Below are 19,379 nucleotides of genomic sequence, written 5' to 3' on the forward strand. Positions count from 1 at the left end.
CATAGATATGGGGCATCCTTCATTTTCTATTTTTTCGCACCTTTCAACGACTCCCTCAGTACAAACTTCTGCAACTTCCCGCTCGCATTACGAGGGAGTTCATCTACAAATAAATAATGACGCGGACGTTTATAATCTGCTAGTTCATCACTTTCTTTGCAATACGTTTCTAAATCAGCTTCTGTTATTGTTTCATCTTTCTTCACGATAACTGCCACAACACGCTCTCCCCATAATTCATCTGGCTCACCAAGTACCGCCACATCTAATATACCTGGATGACTATGAAGGAAATCTTCAATTTCACGAGGATAAATATTTACGCCACCGCTAATTACCATATCATCAACGCGATCAGCAACGAATAAATAACCGTCTTTATCAAAATAGCCTAGATCACCAGAATGATACCATCCTTTATACATCGATTTTTTATTTGCTTCTTCACGATTATGATAGCCAGCCATCATAGTTGGACCGCGCAAAATAATTTCTCCCACTTCATAAGGAGGTAATACATCATCTGGTTCTGCAGGTGCATCCTCGTTCGGTTTCACAATACGAACTTCATGGCTAAAGCATGGCGTACCTGCTGAACCAGCTTTCGTAATTTGATCCTCCTCTACCAGAAATGCAACAACTGGCCCCATTTCTGTCATTCCGTATATTTGAACAAGATCAATATAAAGACGTTCTTTACATTCCTTCACTAACGCCGGTGCCATTGCTGCTCCGCCATATATACCGATTTTCATTGACGTTAAATCATACTGAGCTAAATCTTTTTGCAACAACATATTCCACATCGTCGGCGCTGCAAAGAACGTCGTAATCTTTTCTTCTTGAATCGTATGTAATACTGTTTCTGTATCAAAATGATGCAAAATAACATTCTTTCCGCCAACTTGAATGCGTGGTATGATTCCGGCATTTAATTCACCACAGTGATATAAAGGTGCAACAACAAGCCCAACGCTATCTCTATTATATTTTAGGAAATACGTACAAATCATACTATGCTCAGCCATTTCACGATGGCGATGTAACACGCCTTTCGGATGACCTGTCGTACCGCTCGTATACAGCATAGAACAATAATCCATTTCATCAATTTCGATATTTACTTTCTCAGAAGATGCTTCATTCACTTTTTCATGGTAGGAACTTGCATAGGAAGGTTTATCGTTTTCTATAGACCAAAAAGATGTATTTGGAAAATCTCTTTCAATTATAGCAACAGTTGACTCAACTGCTTTTTCAAAGACAACGACTTTCGAGGATGCGTCCTGAAGAATATAAGATACTTCTTTTGCTTTTAAGCGGAAATTAATCGGGTTAAAGATCGCTCCAATTTTCGCACAGGCTAAGTAAACGTTTACAAATTCATGGCAATTATATAAGTAAACAGATACCGTATCTCCCTTTCTTACCCCTTCTTCTAATAGAGCGTGCGCTGTTTTATTTATTTGTTCATCCCACTGTTTATACGTCCAGCGAATATTTTTTTCAGGTTCCACTAACGCCTCTTTATTTGGATACTTACCAACTGATAAATCAAAAATTCTCCCTATCGTCATATACATGCCAACAATTTCCCCCTTTTCTCTTTCATAAATCTATCATTTCGTCCATAAGTAGACATTGTCCTCTAATGATTTGACTAATTTTTCTGATTATTATCGACATAGTTTTACATACGATACCGCTAGACAGTAAATGAAATTATATCGGAGATTTTCCAGATATATCGACCGTAACTTGAAATATATCAACCACAACTCAATTTATATCAGCGATTTTTCGAATATATCGACTTACCGACAAAAACTGATAAGATATAATCGGACCGCCTGCAGGATAAAAAAGAGGTTGTTCCGACTCGGAACAACCTCTTTCTTCTTATGCAAATAGCTCTTCTAAAATTTTCAGTTTATCTTCTGTATATTTCACAAAGCCATCATTATATGATTTTGGATCTTTCGGATTCGCAAAGTGCGTAATTGCTCCCGTCTTCGGGTGAACAAATTTACTTGATGCACCACAACCAAGTCCGATAATTGATTGTACTTCTTCCATAATGACAATGTTGTAAATACTTTCTTGCGTCGGCATTGCATAACCAACGTTCTCTAAGTTACCTAAAATATTCTTTTGACGATATAGGTAATATGGTACGTAATTATGCTTTTGCGTCCACTCTTCTGCTTCATGCATCATCGCTGTAATTTCTTCGCGACCTGCTACTTTATATTTACGTTTGTTTTGCGTCATTTCAGAAGCACGTTTAAATGATAACGTATGAACTGTTAATGATTCTGGCATTAACTTTTCTGTTTCATCTAACGTATGCTTGAAGATATCTAACCCTTCACCAGGAAGACCAATAATTAAGTCCATATTAATATTGTTCATTCCCATTTCACGAGCTAAATGGTATTTCTCAATTGTTTCTTCTACAGTATGATGACGTCCAATTGCTTTTAGTGTCTCTTGATGGTATGACTGCGGATTAATACTAATACGGTCAATATTCCATTTATTTAACACTTCTAGCTTTGCTGGCGTAATTGTATCTGGGCGACCTGCCTCAACTGTTACTTCACGCACATTTTTCACATCTGGGAACGCTTCATACATTTCTTCATACAGCATATCCATCTCTTCTGCTGTAATACTTGTAGGTGTACCGCCGCCATAATAAATCGTCGTAACTTTTACACCTTTTTCTTTTAAAAACTTACCAATTTCACGAACTTCATAATGTAAACCACCTAAGAACGAATCAACAGATCCTTGGCGTCCATTAATTGCATAAGCCGGGAATGTACAATATGCACATTTCGTTGGGCAGAACGGAATACCGATATAAATACTTACTTCTTCTTTCAAACGGTATAAATCCGGAACAACTGCTAATTGGCAATCAACAATGCGCTGAAGAAGTTCAATTTTCTCTTCATGAATTAAATAACTTTCACGAAGTTCTTGATGCGCTTCTTCTTTTGACATACCATTTTGAAGCATTTTGTGAAGAAGTTTCGTCGGACGTACTCCCGTTAAAATCCCCCAGCTTTGTTCAATACCAGTTAACTGCTGAAGAACAGAAAGATATACATAAGAAACAACGTGTTTCACTTGCTTCATACGCTCTTTTTCATCTGTAAAAGCAGATAAATCTTTTGCGAATGTTTCTTCATACACATTTCCAGTCGCAACATCTGTTAAACGAGCAGATGCTTTCACATTCTCTTCAATGTGTATATCAACGATAAGATTTGCTTCCTCTTGTTCAAATCCAATCGTACTCTCTTCAAAAAATAAGCCGCCAATATTTTGTAGCGGACGTAAAAAACGATCATCTTGTAACGTTTTAATTGAAATTAACAACATTATCACCTTTTCATTTGCAAACTCTCTTTAGTTTACTTGAAGGGCGTTTGCAGGTCAATACAGAAGGTTTTACCTGTTTCTCTTACATTTTTTCAAATAATTCTTTTTATGAATATTGCTCATGTATATAGACATCATGATTTTCTCTTGTTAAAATTTATTAGTGTTAAAATCGATACATAGTGAAAATACAATATAAAAAGGAGGACTGTTAACACTAGATTCCACAATCTAATGTGTTAAAAACAAATATGAAAAAGAAATTTTATAGTGTTTTAACTCTCTCTCTTGCATTACAAACTGTTCTTGCACCTACTTATTCATTTGCAGAGAGTGCTGAAAAATCCGCCGAAGTATATACGGAGGATCAAGTTTTTAAAAGTATTAAAGAGCATGTTAATGAGCATAGTACTCATGAAGAAGATATCGAGGTTACTGGCCAATTCCTACTATACACTTCAAAAAAACATTCATTATATACCGCGAATGATTTAAAAAACAAATCGAATATCGAGATTACAGAACAAGTCGTAACGGCGACAAAGAAAAAAGGAAATGCTTACTACATAACGACGCCAACTGGCGCTGGATGGATAGATAACAATGATAATAGCTTAGAAGTTCAAGAGATTCATAAACTATCTAACCAAAAATTAATTGTAAAAGAAGAAGCTTCCATACATGCACTTCCGTTCCAATCGTTTAAAGAAGAAGGGAAACTAGAGCCACAAGTCATTACTCCTACTGAACAAGCTGGAAATTGGTTTAAAGTCCAAATAAACGAAACAGCAAAATGGATTTATGCACCTTCTGCTACATTTGAAGGTACAAAAGCTTCATTATTAAAAAACAGTCGTACTGCTAAAAATAGTTTATTGAGATCGCCAGAAGCTCTACAAACAAACACTATTTATGGCGTTACATTTAAAGAAATGATTGTCCCAAAAGGAAATGACGATATTCGCCCTGGTTACCCGATGGTACCTAAATATATTACGATTCACGAAACGGCTAATACAGCGAAAGGTGCTAATGCTCTGAATCATGCAAAATTCTTAGATAATCAAGCACGCGGAACAGCTGATCGCGCTGCATCTTGGCATTTCACAGTAGATGATAAAGAAATTTATCAACATCTTCCAGTAAATGAAGTTGGATGGCATGCTGGAAATAAAACTGGAAACTATGAATCTATCGGAATTGAAATTGCCGTTAATCAAGATGGAAACTATGAAAAAGCGGTAGAAAATGCGCGTAAATTGGCAGCTTATTTAATGAACGACTTAAATATTTCTCTAGATAAGGTCCAAAAACACCAATTTTGGTCAGGAAAAAACTGCCCTGCGTTTATGATTCAACGCGGACAATGGGATGCTTTCTTAAAAGGAACTGAAACATACTATAAGGAAAACCAAAAAAATCCCGTAACTGATGACATTACAGGTGGATGGTATGAACAAGACATTCGTCAATTAGCAGCTAGAGGCATTATGCAAGGAGAAGGGAACGGCAAGTACTTCCCAGAACGTCTTGTAACGCGCGCTGAATTTGCTACATTAATTACTCGTGCTTTACAATTACCAAGTGGAAATGCTAATTTCACAGACTTAGAACAAGTACACCCATCTTTAAGAGACGGTATTAATCGTGCAGCAAGCGCAGGCATAATCCGCGGACGTGGTGATAATACATTTGATCCAAATACTACAATTACACGCGAAGAAGCTGTTATTATGATCGATCGTTCTCTAAAACACGCTGGTATTTTTGCAAAACAAGTTGAACTACCATTCGTAGACCAAAACTTAATTTACGCTAAAGAAGAAGTACAAAGAGTGTATGGATATGGAATTGTAAAAGGTAATGAATTTAATCAATTCGTACCAAAAGGACCATCACAACGTGCTCACGCAGCTGCATTTATAAACAGAATGCTTAGCGTAATTGAAGCTTAACATATTTATCATTCCATATAGATATTTTCATTTTATCTGTATTCACTTAAAAGGCATCAGAGATTATATATCTCTGATGCCTTTTATACATTCGTTAACTATTTTTAGCCATGAATCTTAAACGTATTCCTAGTAACAGAAGCATAAAACCGATGAATGGAACGTAATTCGTATTGTGTCCTGTAGCTGGGAGTTGTTGATTATTAGAAGAACCTTGTCCTTTTTCTGGTAAATTAGGTTTTTCTACTCCCTCACCTGGCTTTTCTGTTCCTTCACCCGGCTTTCCTGTTCCTTCACCTGGTTTTCCTGTTCCTTCACCTGGTTTTCCTGTTCCTTCACCTGGTTTTCCTGTTCCTTCACCTGGTTTTCCTGTTCCTTCACCTGGTTTTCCTGTTCCTTCACCTGGTTTTCCTGTTCCTTCACCTGGTTTTCCTGTTCCTTCACCTGGTTTTCCTGTTCCTTCACCTGGTTTTCCTGTTCCTTCACCTGGTTTTCCTGTTCCTTCACCTGGTTTTCCTGTTCCTTCACCTGGTTTTCCTGTTCCTTCACCTGGTTTTCCTGTTCCTTCACCTGGTTTTCCTGTTCCTTCACCTGGTTTTCCTGTTCCTTCACCTGGTTTTCCTGTTCCTTCACCTGGTTTTCCTGTTCCTTCACCTGGTTTTCCTGTTCCTTCACCTGGTTTTCCTGTTCCTTCACCTGGTTTTCCTGTTCCTTCACCTGGTTTTCCTGTTCCTTCACCTGGTTTTCCTGTTCCTTCACCTGGTTTTCCTGTTCCTTCACCTGGTTTTCCTGTTCCTTCACCTGGTTTTCCTGTTCCTTCACCTGGTTTTCCTGTTCCTTCACCTGGTTTTCCTGTTCCTTCACCTGGTTTTCCTGTTCCTTCACCTGGTTTTCCTGTTCCTTCACCTGGTTTTCCTGTTCCTTCACCTGGTTTTCCTGTTCCTTCACCTGGTTTTCCTGTTCCTTCACCTGGTTTTCCTGTTCCTTCACCTGGTTTTTCCGGATCTTTATCTGTATCTTTTTTATTTGTAATTTGAAGCTTTACAACTTCAATTTTTTCATTAGAAATCGTAAATTTCATTTCCTTATTGGATAAAGTATATCCTTCTGGCGCTTGGATTTCTTTTAAAGTGTAATCTCCTGGTTCTAACTTCTTAGAAGTCGCTTTACCGCTCTTATTTGTTGTTAATGTGTCGATTTTTATTCCGTCTTTCCAAATTTCAAACACTGCGCCTGCTAATGTTTTATTTGTATTATTAGCATCTACCTTTGTAATTTCTAATTGACCTGTAATTTCTTCTTTTACTTTTTCATTCATAACTTCTTGTTTTACTACTTCGTTCGCTACAACATTTACTTCTACTGTTACTTCTAACGCCTTATAACCTTCCGGCGCTTTCGTTTCCTCTAACGTGTACTTTCCTGGCACTAAGTTTTCGAATTTCACAACACCGTCTTTATTCGTTGTTTTCGCTTCTCCAACTACTTGACCAGCTTCATTTTTCAATTTAAATTCTGCACCTGCTAGAACTTTTCCACTCTCTGCATCCTTTTTGGTTACTTGTAAGCTTCCTAGTTCTTTTGCATTTTCTACTTGTACTTCTACTACTTTGTCCGCTTCCACAACGACTTCAATTTCTTCTTTTAGCAATTTATATCCTTGTGGTGCTTTCGTTTCTTTTAATGTGTACTTTCCTGGTTCTAATTTCTGAGAAACTACTTGACCAGTTTTATCTGTTCGTAACGTATCTACTTTTTTACCATCCTTATACACTTCGAATTCTGCATCTGATAATACTTTCGTTTTATCTTGAGCATCTACTTTTACGATTTCGAATTGCCCAAGGCTCTTACCGTTCGTTACTTTTACATCAATAACTTTTTCACCGTCAACTGTTACATGAATTATTTGTTTTGTTAACTCATAACCTTCTGGTGCTTTTGTTTCTTCTAACGTATATTCACCTGGCACAAGTCCGTCTACCTTAACCGTTCCAGACTTATCTGTTGTAATTCCTTCTTTTACAACATTTCCTTTCGCATCTTTCAATGTAAATTCTGCGCCTGCTAAGCGTTTCGTTTGATCTTTATCATCCATTTTAATAATTTGTAGAGAACCTAAGATTTTTTCGTTTTCTGCCTCTACTTTTACTACTTCTTTCTCGTTTTGAATTGTTACTTTCCATTCTTTATTTGAAAGCTTGTAGCCCGCTGGTGCTTTCGTTTCTTTCACTGTGTATTCACCTAGCGGTAATTTTGGTGACATCACTTTTCCACTCTCATCTGTTTTCAGTTCCGCTACCTTTTTACCATCTTTATACACTTCGAATTCTGCACCTGATAACAATCTCGTTTTATCTTCCGCATCTACTTTCACGATTTCGAATTGACCTGTTACTTTTTCATTCATAACTTCTTGTTTTACTACTTCGTTCGCTACAACATTTACTTCTACTGTTACTTCTAACGCCTTATAACCTTCCGGCGCTTTCGTTTCTTCTAACGTATACCTTCCTGGCACTAAGCTTTCGAATTTCACAACGCCGTCTTTATTCGTTGTTTTCGCTTCTCCAACTACTTGACCAGCTTCGTTCTTTAATTTAAATTCCGCACCTGCTAGAACTTTTCCACTCTCTGCATCCTTTTTGATTACTTGTAAGCTTCCTAGTTCTTTTGCGTTTTCTATTTGTACTTCTACTACTTTGTCCGCTTCCACAACGACTTCAATTTCTTCTTTTAGCAATTTATATCCTTGTGGTGCTTTCGTTTCTTTTAATGTGTACTTTCCTGGTTCTAATTTCTGAGAAACTACTTTACCAGTTTTATCTGTTCGTAACGTATCTACTTTTTTACCCTCTTTATACACTTCGAATTCTGCATCTGATAATACCTTCGTTTTATCTTCCGCATCTACTTTCACAATTTCAAATTGACCTGTTACTTTTTCGGGAATCTTTTTATTCACCACATCTACAGTCAATACTTTATTAGCCTCTACATCAACAGAAACTGAACTAGATGATAATTCATACCCTTTCGGTGCTTCTACTTCTTTTAATGTATAGCTTCCAACTGGAAGTCGTTTCGATAAGGCTTCACCTTTATCATCTGTAACAATTGTTTCCACAACTTTCCCATCTTTATCGATAACATCAAATTTTGCACCTGGCAGAAGTTGACCGGATTCACTATCTTTTTTCAATAATTTAAATTGGCCATTCTCTACTTTTTTCGTATTCTTCATAACAAGTTCAATTACGTTTGTATTATCAATTGTTACTTTGACTGGTGTATCAACTTTTATATATCCTTCTGGTGCATTTATTTCTTTTACAAAATAGTCACCAAGTGGTAAATCTTTAACTTCCGCAATACCCTTTTCGTTTGTTGTAACAGTAGCCACAACGTTATTATCTTTGTCTATAACATCAAATTTTGCGTCTTTTAAAACAATATTTCCATCGTTTTCATCAACTTTTTTAATTTGTAAATGTCCTTTTTCAGCTGCTGGTTTATTCCATTTTGGCCAGTTAAATTTAAAGTTATGAACCTCAAAACCATCTCTTTGGTGTAATCCTCCAACATAGGCTTGTCCATTAATAGAACCACCTTTTGTTTCTACAACTGCATTAGGTGCAAACACACTACCTACTACACCATAACCTTTAGTTGTTATCTTTGTAGCATTAGGAAATACCCAAATTACCTTACTAGCTAACTCAGTAAAAGATGAATTAGGGTCGTATGCTTGAGATGTATTAATTAAATCCGTCGCCATCCCAGTATTTCTTGTATCATACAAAATTGCACCGCCACCAAAACTCACTTCTTCTGCATCTGAATAAATAACAATAAAGTCTTTATTCTCTACATTCGGAAGAAAAACGTCTTTTACATCGAATGCTTTCTTTCCCGTCTGGCCTGAAGAGACATAAATATTAGGGTTGTTTACATCTTCACCGATTCCAAAGCTCATATTAGGTTTTGGCTTATCAGTGTGTAGTTTACTTGCATCCCCAATTACACCATCAACGTCTTTTCTAAATTCTTTAAACTTAGCATCAATCTCCGCTTGCTCTTTATAAGAGATACGGTCATATGATGTTTTCATCGCGCCATCTGGGTCACCGTCTTTTGTCATCGCCACTGTTCCATCTTGAATAATTACCTGCCCTGCTCCCGCTTTCGTAAATTGACCGCCTAGTAATAATGATGGATATCCTTCATCTATCCAAGTTGCTCCAGCTAAGTTATTTGCTCCAGTTGCAGCCGCTACGACTGTATAACTTGATGCGTTCATATTTTTCTGAACAGCCATCGCACCTTCAATATCAGCACTCGTTGCACTATGATCCCCAAAAATGATGGCGTTGTAATAAGATACATCACCTAAACCTTTTAACTCTGTTGTAGCTGCCTCTGCTTTAAATGGTAAATGGATTAAAAAATTCATACATATTAGTAATACAACTATTAAACTACTACTTAACTTTTTAATTTTTTGATTAAATGATTTCCTCAAGAAATTCATTCCCCCTTTTAAACTTCCTAAAATCACAAAAAGAAGTACATTTCATATGTACCAGGTCTTACTCACATTAACTTAAAATAATCCATTTAAATACAACAAAGGAACGCTACAACTACTTAATAAAATTACTACAATTCATTTTTGAAATAATACGTGAACTAAACTGTCATGCGGAAATACTTTTACGTATGGGAGCCCAATAAAATTAATCTGAAGAATATTTCATGTGGTGTAACTATTTTGACAACATCCTTCACTTTACATTAGTTTTCTAAAGGATTCAAGTGAATTGTATAGATTTCATACACAATTCACATTTTAAAACGTTTTCATTCATTTTAATAAGCTCAACAAAAAACGTAGCCAAAAAGCTACGTTTTTCTTTTATCGTTTCGGTGTATTTTTATGATTCTTCAAAAACGGAAGCGGGAACTGCTTACGGAAATGCTCTTTAATCATGTACTCTACACCGTTTTCACTATTTGAACGTGTAATCCAATCGGCTGCTTGCTTTAATTCTACAGGCGAGTTCCCCATCGCTACCCCAAGTCCCACGTTTTCAATAACCTCTAAATCTTCCATACTATCTCCAATCGCAACCATTTCATTTAGCGAAATATTTAAATGCTCTCCAAGCAATTGTAACCCGCGTAACTTTGATACATTTTGCGGTAAAATTTCTATTCGTTTTGAATCACATTCAACATACTCTACATCTTGGAACGCTTTTCTTAATGTATTTAGCCCGCGTTCTTTTTCACCTTTAGTTTGGAAAAGAACATCAATTTTTGGCGCCGCTACCGGATGGTCACGAAGCGCGTCACCTAACGAATCTACAAATTGAACTGGATAAAATAACGGATCTGCGCTTGATAATACAGTGCGCGCAATTAAGTTTGGTGTATTTCTCTCACGATTTCCTATCGAAAACCGTTCATGAGAAATACGTACGTTACAATCAAAGTGCTCTAACACTTGCACAATGTTAAAAGTCTTCTCTTCAGACAATCTTCTTTGAACGTACGGCTTATCTAACGTTGCTGAAACGAAAGCACCACCATGTGTCACTAATATAGAATCTAATTTTAACGCCTTTGCTACTTTATGAGCGGATTGAAAATTACGACTCGTAAATAACGTAACGTATACATCTTTTCTTTTCACAAATTCAATTGTTTCTCTTAATCCTTTTGCAATTTTTCCATTGTTGTATAGTAATGTCCCATCTATATTAAGAGCTAGTAAGCGATAAATCATGTCGCACTCCCCCTCTTCGCTGTTGTACTCTATCCATAATTTATGAAATAAATGTAGCAAATAGAACGAGTTAGAATTACTACTGAAAATTTGGTTTACTATATACATATACACTTAGCAAAGGAGATAGTACAATGCAGGCACCTCCTTCTTTTTATGAAGGCGATACGTTAGAAGTCGCAAAAAAATTACTCGGGCAAAAACTTGTTCATATTGTAGACGGAATAAAGCGAAGCGGAATCATTGTAGAAGTAGAAGCATATAAAGGCCCAGATGATAAGGCCGCACATAGTTATGGAGGCAGACGGACAGATCGCACAGAAGTTATGTTTGGTGCACCAGGGCATGCTTACGTATATTTAATTTACGGTATGTATCATTGCTTTAACGTTATTACAGCGCCAGTGGGCACCCCACAAGGTGTTCTCATTCGAGCTCTTGAACCGGTAGATGGAATAGAAGAAATAAAACTAGCGCGCTACAATAAGACCGAAATTACAAAAGCGCAGTACAAAAATTTAACGAACGGTCCTGGCAAACTATGCCGTGCACTTGGCATCACTTTAAAAGAACGCGGTGTATCGTTACAAAGTGATACGTTACATATTGAATTAGTTCCAAAAGAAGAACACATATCATCACAATATAAAATAACAGCAGGACCTCGTATTAATATCGACTATGCAGAAGAAGCTGTACACTATCCGTGGCGTTTTTATTATGAGGGACATCCGTTTGTTTCAAAGAAATAAGCGATATCAACAATTTTTCAAATATATCTATCGTAACTTACAATATATCAACGATTTTTCGAATATATCTATCGTAACTTACAATATATCAACGATTTTTCAAATATATCTATCATAACTTACAATATATCAACGATTCGACAAGAAATATCGATTTATCGACAAATAATAACATTACGAATAAAAGAAGACTGTTCCAAAATGGAACAGTCTTTCCCTCTTACTCTGCACCTTCCGCAGTTGCAATATTATCTTCTAAATTTTCTCTTGATAATTCAGCCGCCATAAAATCAGCTGTTTCTGGAAGTGCTAAATGCATATGAGCTTTTTGACAAATTTGGATCGTACAGTTTTCTATAACATAGTCGAAAACATGTCCGCCCCCGCTTCTTTCATCATCAATGTAATGTAAGTGGAATCCAGCTACCCCAATACCTTGCGCATAATCTGGTGTCCAAAATCCAGCAAGCGTACCTTCTGTATTTTCAAATGAAAAGATTGGTTGTGATTTCGTCACTTCAACGAGCGGTGTATACGGTTTTTCTTGTCTTGGAACAGTTCTCGTCCTTACTTCACGAAACGTACCGTCCATTCGAATACCGTAAAACAAGTTTTTACTTGGCATTAATTCATGTAATAACGCTTCAACTTCTTCACGATTCATCGTACGCTCTACCGTATAACTCATTTCTTTTTCAAAAAACGTTACAGTCGCAAATGGCGTTGTTTCTTCTGGCTCTACTTTTTCCGCTGAACCGTCTGAACGTAAATGATAAAATTCATTATCAAATGCAATCATTTCACCATCTAATTGATCAAATGTGCCGATGCCGAAATCACCATGTTTTTTCAAATCTTCAAAGCTAATTACACCATCATATATACCATCTAATAGCGCAAGCATTGTAGATGTTTGATATACTTCATTACTCGTTTTCGTTTTTTTCGCATCAATATCAATTAATTGCGCAACAGTCATCTCAAATCTGCCTCCATTAGTTTAATTGGTTTGGTAATAATTTTTCGCTTAATTTAATGTTGTCACGATAGTCAATTGGAATATCAATAATGACAGGACCATCTGCTGCTAGCGCGGATTTTAACACACCTTCTAATTCATCAGGCGTGTTAACACGAAGACCTAACGCCCCGAAACTTTCCGCATATTTCACAAGATCAACATCGCCAAACTCTGTAGCTGATGTTCTGCCGTATTTCATCATTTGTTGGAATGCAACCATATCATATGTGCCGTCTCTCCAAACAAGATGGACGATTGGAGAATTTAAACGTACCGCCGTTTCTAACTCCATCGCTGAGAATAAGAAACCACCGTCACCTGATACGGAAACTACTTTTTTACCTGGTTCTACTAAAGTAGCTGCGATTGCCCAAGGAAGTGCAACACCTAGCGTTTGCATACCGTTACTAAATAATAATCTACGTGGTTCATAAGAACGGAAACATCTCGCCATCCAAATAGAATGGGAACCGATGTCACATGTAACGGTTGTATCGTCACTAATTAAAGAACGAAGTGTACGAATCACTTGAAGTGGATGCGTAACACCTTCTGAAGGACGATTTGGAACTTCTGCTTGTTCTGATAATTTTGCGCGTAATCGTTCTAATACCGCTTCTGATTTCGTACTTAATACAAGTTTCGGTAATTTCTCCGCGATGCTATTTACCGTTAAAGCAATATCACCAATTAATTCACGCTCTGGCTGGTAATCATGGTCGATATCTGCTTGATGGTCGTCAAGATGAATAATCGTTCTGTCGCCAAGTTTATTCCAGAACTTTGGATCATACTCGATTGGATCATAACCGATAGAAATAACAAGGTCTGCTTCTTCTAGTAAAATATCACCTGGTTGGTTACGGAATAATCCAACGCGGCCAAAGAAATGATCTTCTAACTCACGTGAAATCGCACCAGCTGCTTGATATGTTTCAACGACAGGAAGCTCTGTATCCGCAATTAATTTACGAACAGCTTTCGTCACTTCATTTGTACTTGCTCTCATACCGAGTAAAATAACTGGTAATTTCGCTGCTTTTATTTTTTCTACTACGTATGTAATATCATGTGTGGGAGCGATTCCAAGCTGTGGCTTAGAAAGCGCACCGATAGACTCTACAGTCGTTTCCGCAGTCATAACGTCTTGCGGCAAACTTACTAAAGTTGCTCCTGGATTTGTAGAAGTCGCACTTCGGAATGCATTTGATAATGCTTCTGGCACATTATCAGGATGCTCTACTTCTACGCTATATTTTGTGATTGGTTCGAATAGTGCAGCATTATCCATAGATTGATGCGTACGTTTTAATCGATCCGTACGCGGTACTGCACCAGCTAAAGCAACAACGGGATCACTCTCCGCATTCGCAGTAACAAGACCTGTCGCTAAATTTGATGTCCCTGGTCCTGAAGTTACAAGACATACGCCCGGTTTCCCTGTTAATCTACCAATAGCAGCTGCCATAAATGCTGCATTTTGTTCATGACGACAAACGATTAACTCTGGTCCTCTTTCTTGCAATACATCAAATACAGAGTCAATCTTTGCTCCTGGAATACCGAAAACATGTGTAACACCTTGTTTAATTAAACAATCAACAACAAGATCTGCTCCCTTTGTTTTTGTATTCACGTCGTTTGCTTTTACACCTGTACTCAAAACTAATCACCCTTTATTTCATAATGTGTGTAATAAAGATTTTAATTTCACCTAGTTAATTAAGCTGGTGAAGTATCATTTATCATTATATTACAAATGCATTATTTTTCCAACAATATGAATTCGACATTATTTTGACAAGATTTAAAGAATGCGCTTACAACCTTTTGTTTATCTTAAAATAACATTTTTATATCTCTTCTAAAAATGTACAAAAATACTTCCACCTATTCACATTATTAACAAATTTATAGTACCTTGCTATTAGTATACCCCTTTCAAAATAACCAATAAGAAATGGCTATTTTGAAAGGGAGTTTTAATGTCTGAGGATGCACTTCATCCGTTTCCTATAAAAAAAAGGCCTCCTTAAAGGAGGCCCAAGCAAAAACAACAAACGCAAAATAACAACAAATAATGGACGATAAAATCACTATATTGACAAAGTATAGGATTTTTATCAATTGGAGTAACTCAACCCTAAATTACTCTTTTAACAATGCAATACTAATAACTGATTACAGCAATTTTTTACCGTGTCTTAAAATAATTGACTGTCTTTCAAATAATTATATTTATATTGATTGTTATTAATTAGTATATACTTGAATACGACTATACATCCTAATAAAAGGCAATATATTAAGCTGTTAGTCCTCGCGAGTTTATTTTGCCTTTAATGTAACTATACTATATTCTTCCATTTATATCACCGAACATTCCTCTCGTATTCACGCATTTTTCTTGCGTGAATACCGCAATTTAATAAAGAGCTACATTAAAAATTTATAGTTGGAATAAACCATAGTTCTTTCGCCTTTTGTACTGCTTCCATTCTTGATGAAACTTGTAACTTATGAAATATGTCGGTCAATTTATATTCTACCGATCTTTGACTTAAGTTTAATATTTCGGCAAGCTCTCTATTTGTTTTTCCTTTACCAACTTCAACTAGAATCATCTTCTCTTCATCATTTAAAGAAATTATATTTTTCATTTCGCCTTCTACATTTATATTAGATGCATTTTCTACTATCCTTAACTGTCTTACAAGTTGATGAGAAAGAACTACTTCTTTTTTCACTGCATGGCGGATTGCGTTTACCACTTCTTTCTCAGAAGAAGTTTTACTTAATACACCAAGTACTCCGTTATCTATTAATAAATTATAATGTGCAAGCACATCAAATCCTGTAAAAATAAGAATAGCTGCTTCTGGTTGCACACTAAGTATATATTTAGAAAGCTCTAAACCATTTATTTTTGGCATTTGTAAATCTATTAAATATACATCATACTGTTTATTATGCATAACTTCTCTTATTTCTTCACTATCATGGAAAACATCAGCCTCTATATCATCATATCTTTCAATTAATGCTTTAGTCCCTAGGCCAACTGCAACGTGATCATCTACAACAAGAACAGAAATCATTTTTTCATCCCTTCCACATCTAAAGATTGAATCAATTAATCAATTTTCATACTAACTTTAATCTTTAATCCATTATTCACCTTTGAATCTATTGACATTTCTCCACCTAAACTATGAATTCTAGCTACAATCCCGGATAAACCTAAACTACTATAAGAATGATTTAACTCGTCTAAATCTATCCCCATTCCTATCCCATCATCATCATAAGTTAAATTCAAATATCCATTTTGCTCATATAATCGAATTGTAACTTTAGAAGCTTTTGAATGCTTTAGTGCATTATTTAATAACTCCTGAATAATTCTATAAATTGCTTGTTCATATTCTACATTAGGTAGAATAATATTATCTTGAATTTCATAATAGAAGAAAATGTAGCTTTAAGATTTACTTGTTTAAATAAATCTAATAATGCTTTTTTCAAACCTAATTCATATAGAAATGGAGGACGTAAGTTATTACATGTTTCACGAATGACATAAATATGATCTAAGACATCTTCATATACTTCGTTAATTATTTTTTTCATATCGACATCTGGAATATCTTTATGATATTCCTCTAATTTCCTAGACAAGCGTATCTGGTCTTGTAATACACCATCATGAATATCACTCGCCAAATTTGTCCGCTCTTTTTCAGACAAATTAAATAGTAACTTTGAAAGCAAAATTGGAGGCTGTTTCGGTTCATTTATCGTTTGCAACTGATTCACTAATTCTTCCACTTGATATGAGCATTCTAATAATAAATCAGCATAACTACACAATGTCTCTAACCATCCAATTTCTTGAATGTTCAAACCTCTCCTATTATTAGACTTACATAACAATATAATCATTGTTTTTGCTGAAATGGACAAAACAAACACAAAATGATCTTCTAATTGTATAATGGAACCAACAGTATATGTCTCTAACTGATATCCATTCAATTGCTTTAGCACATCTTCAGAAACATATCCATCCCCAATAATTTGGAGCGAATTATCCCCTTTACTCACTTCAATACAGCATATTTCTTCTCTTCTTAATACATCATTGATTTCTCTCTTTATGCTAACAATTAAGTTTGAAAACTTATATTCATTTTTTGCCTGATGTAAAAATCTATGTAAACTAAACTGATAATTTTTCTGAGAATGATATAATTTTTTCCTTAATTTAAAATCCAAATAATCCTTTATAAAGCAAGAAAGCATTAACGAAACAAACAAGATACCAGCAAATCGAATAACATCTAATATGTTATCGCTAGTATTGTGGAAAATTAAAATCCCTAGTATAACGATGAAACCCGTTAGACATATCGACAGTAAAGCATAATATTGAACTCTATGAATAACAAAATTATAATCAAATATTTTCCTTCAATAATCATATAAAAATGCAAATTGGAACCAATAAAAAGATCGCTGTCGTCTCGACACTTATTATTTCTTTGTAATTTATCAAATTAGGAATTAAAAATAAGAATATAAATGGCATGGCTGATATGATTGTGCTCATAATAATAACTCTTATAAACTTAAAATAATAACTTTTTCTACTTTTAAAATAAAATCTAAACAATACATATACTGTTAATAAAAACAAAACAGAACTTAACAATATAATATAACTCGTCGATAAATCATTATATTTTAAATAAATAAAAATGGTTAAACAAACTAAAATAAACGCTATTATATTTATGTAGATTAATTTTGTTTTTGTTATAAACCTTATCTTCAAGTTTTTCGTAAACATGTCCATAAATTTTATAAAAAAGACAACTGAGTACGTTAAAGAAATAGCAACTACAATATACGCTATTGAATCTTTTCGTAACCCCGCCATAATACTAATGTAACTCATTCCTAAACAATGCAGAAAATAGATTAAATCTTTCGTTCCTGCATTCAAGTATGGAGCACGTATTAAAATATATGTAGCCACAAAAAAACACGTTAGATAAAACACAGTTGGTAAAAAAAGATGATAAACCAATTGCTTATCGTACGGATTATACTCTACTTTATATTCTTCTATTGTTCCCCCTTTCTTGATTGTAATTTTCTTTACCCTTTCAGTAGCACCATATAATGAAATATTAGAGTTATCATCAGGGAGAATCCCATCTATTTTTTCAATAATATCCTCGACTGCTAGATCTTGTTCTGCTGCCCAGCTATTTTTCACAATATTATTAATCACCAAATGATTTTCTTGATGCTCTATCTCAATCCCTACCCTAGGATATAACATAATTTCGATTGCAAAATAACTAAATAAACTAAGCGATAGTAACGTTACAATCAATTGATATTCATACTTAAATACTCGAATCACTTTTGTACAAAACTCCTTTTTAACTACAGCAATAACTCCATTTTCTACATTTTGTCATCATAAATTAAAGCATACACATTTCATTTAACGGTTATAAGCACAAAAATATAGTTATCCTCTGATATAGAATAACTTTCACATTATCATTCCAATAAATCTCTACTTTGTTAGTTGTAATACTAATATTATTTATCCTAATTTCAGATTCATTTATAAGTAAAATTCCTACTAGCTGAGAATTTTGATAAAAATCACTTTCCATTATCACATGTACCAACTTTTTTAATGATATTTCATATTTAAAGTGATATAACTCGATACAACGCCTCACAGTTCACCTTCCTCCTTGTCCTAATATGTAATTTTAAAGAAAAACCTTAGTTAATACTAATGAAAGTTTATTCATATTTCATCAAAAATTGATTACGCTTTACCGAACATGAATTATTCGGATATATAATATAAAACGTACAGTTCCCCTTATTCCAAATATAAGCCTTTTTCTACAACAAAAAAGACGCCCCCATAGGGGCGTCTTCCACTATTACGCTTGTTGTTGCGCGCTATATAATTCTTCAAGTGGCTTCATGATAATTTTGTTAACGTCACCGATTACAACGTTTAGGCGTTGCTCAGTTTCCATTAATTTTGTAATTTTAGCATCTTGTTGAATGCGAGCTACAACTTCTTGTGCTTGTTGGTTGTCTTCTTCAGTGATTTCTTGGCCTTGCATCATTTTCTGTTGTAGGCTAAGTTGCATTGTACGGAACTCATCGAATAAGTTCTTTGAAGCTGTGTCAGCTTGAACTGCTGCGTAGCTCTCTTTTAAAGTTTTGAAGTCTTCGTTTTCAGCGATTGCTTTTTGTAATTCATATGCAACATCATGAATGTTCTTTGTCATTTTATTTTTCCTCCTTTAGAAGGCTAGCGCTTTTCACTCGCACTGCCTTTTACGTGCATTTACATACGCACCTCTTCTTACCATATCAAACTATGCAAGAGATGTGAAGAAATTTCACTTTTATTTCTATGTACTCACCTT

General features: G+C 35.2%; 13 protein-coding genes. 2 read left to right on the forward strand and 11 right to left on the reverse strand.

Translation table 11 applies throughout. The annotated features are described in order from the left end of the window. Positions 1-26: 26 nt before the first annotated feature. Together IQ781_RS11155 and IQ781_RS11160 are read right to left on the reverse strand one after the other, a co-directional pair. Positions 27-1,583 carry a fatty acid--CoA ligase gene (locus IQ781_RS11155; protein WP_000281991.1) on the reverse strand — a complete coding sequence of 519 codons (1,557 nt, stop codon included), beginning with the start codon at positions 1,581-1,583 and terminating at the stop codon, positions 27-29. Positions 1,584-1,899: 316 nt separating this feature from the next. After that, positions 1,900-3,390, reverse strand: coding sequence for a coproporphyrinogen III oxidase (locus IQ781_RS11160; RefSeq protein WP_002025370.1), 1,491 nt, complete (start codon positions 3,388-3,390; stop codon positions 1,900-1,902). 251 nt (positions 3,391-3,641) lie between these two features. On the opposite strand from IQ781_RS11160, the gene IQ781_RS11165 reads away from it, so the two are divergent. After that, a complete protein-coding gene (locus tag IQ781_RS11165; protein WP_002204840.1) occupies positions 3,642-5,345 on the forward strand; it encodes an S-layer homology domain-containing protein in 1,704 nt (567 codons plus the stop codon). A gap of 94 nt (positions 5,346-5,439) precedes the next feature. Here the strand turns inward: IQ781_RS11165 and IQ781_RS11170 are convergent, their stop codons facing one another. Beyond that, positions 5,440-9,867, reverse strand: a complete 4,428-nt coding sequence (locus tag IQ781_RS11170) for a SpaA isopeptide-forming pilin-related protein (RefSeq protein ID WP_242808301.1) — start codon at positions 9,865-9,867, stop codon at positions 5,440-5,442. A 393-nt stretch (positions 9,868-10,260) separates the two neighbouring features. Next, positions 10,261-11,133: a Cof-type HAD-IIB family hydrolase gene (locus IQ781_RS11175; RefSeq protein WP_000640431.1), complete on the reverse strand. Its 873-nt coding sequence runs from the start codon at positions 11,131-11,133 to the stop codon at positions 10,261-10,263. A gap of 134 nt (positions 11,134-11,267) precedes the next feature. On the opposite strand from IQ781_RS11175, the gene IQ781_RS11180 reads away from it, so the two are divergent. Next, a complete protein-coding gene (locus tag IQ781_RS11180) occupies positions 11,268-11,885 on the forward strand; it encodes a DNA-3-methyladenine glycosylase (RefSeq protein ID WP_001148797.1) in 618 nt (205 codons plus the stop codon). A 220-nt stretch (positions 11,886-12,105) separates the two neighbouring features. Here IQ781_RS11180 and alsD read toward each other — a convergent pair whose 3' ends face one another. The 7 genes from alsD to IQ781_RS11215 form a co-directional block, all read right to left on the reverse strand. After that, a complete protein-coding gene (alsD, locus tag IQ781_RS11185) occupies positions 12,106-12,864 on the reverse strand; it encodes an alpha-acetolactate decarboxylase (RefSeq protein ID WP_016125545.1) in 759 nt (252 codons plus the stop codon). Positions 12,865-12,880: 16 nt separating this feature from the next. Then, the gene (alsS, locus tag IQ781_RS11190) at positions 12,881-14,569 is read right to left on the reverse strand and encodes an acetolactate synthase AlsS (protein ID WP_000103542.1); all 1,689 of its coding nucleotides are present in this window, start codon (positions 14,567-14,569) and stop codon (positions 12,881-12,883) included. 778 nt (positions 14,570-15,347) lie between these two features. Continuing rightward, complete coding sequence (locus tag IQ781_RS11195; protein WP_000626498.1) at positions 15,348-16,004, reverse strand: response regulator transcription factor; 657 nt, start codon at positions 16,002-16,004, stop codon at positions 15,348-15,350. 35 nt (positions 16,005-16,039) lie between these two features. Beyond that, on the reverse strand, positions 16,040-16,381 hold the full coding sequence (locus IQ781_RS11200; protein ID WP_348773935.1) for a sensor histidine kinase: 342 nt from the start codon (positions 16,379-16,381) through the stop codon (positions 16,040-16,042). After that, positions 16,333-17,181, reverse strand: a complete 849-nt coding sequence (locus IQ781_RS11205) for a sensor histidine kinase (RefSeq protein WP_242808302.1) — start codon at positions 17,179-17,181, stop codon at positions 16,333-16,335. Before IQ781_RS11205 ends, IQ781_RS11200 begins: the two co-directional genes overlap by 49 nt. A gap of 202 nt (positions 17,182-17,383) precedes the next feature. Continuing rightward, positions 17,384-18,337: a PDZ domain-containing protein gene (locus tag IQ781_RS11210; RefSeq protein ID WP_242808303.1), complete on the reverse strand. Its 954-nt coding sequence runs from the start codon at positions 18,335-18,337 to the stop codon at positions 17,384-17,386. A 544-nt stretch (positions 18,338-18,881) separates the two neighbouring features. Continuing rightward, positions 18,882-19,238, reverse strand: a complete 357-nt coding sequence (locus IQ781_RS11215; protein WP_000164614.1) for a YlbF/YmcA family competence regulator — start codon at positions 19,236-19,238, stop codon at positions 18,882-18,884. Positions 19,239-19,379 lie beyond the last annotated feature (141 nt).

The organism is Bacillus sp. N447-1 (assembly GCF_022701035.1).
In the GTDB taxonomy this organism is placed as follows: domain Bacteria; phylum Bacillota; class Bacilli; order Bacillales; family Bacillaceae_G; genus Bacillus_A; species Bacillus_A cereus.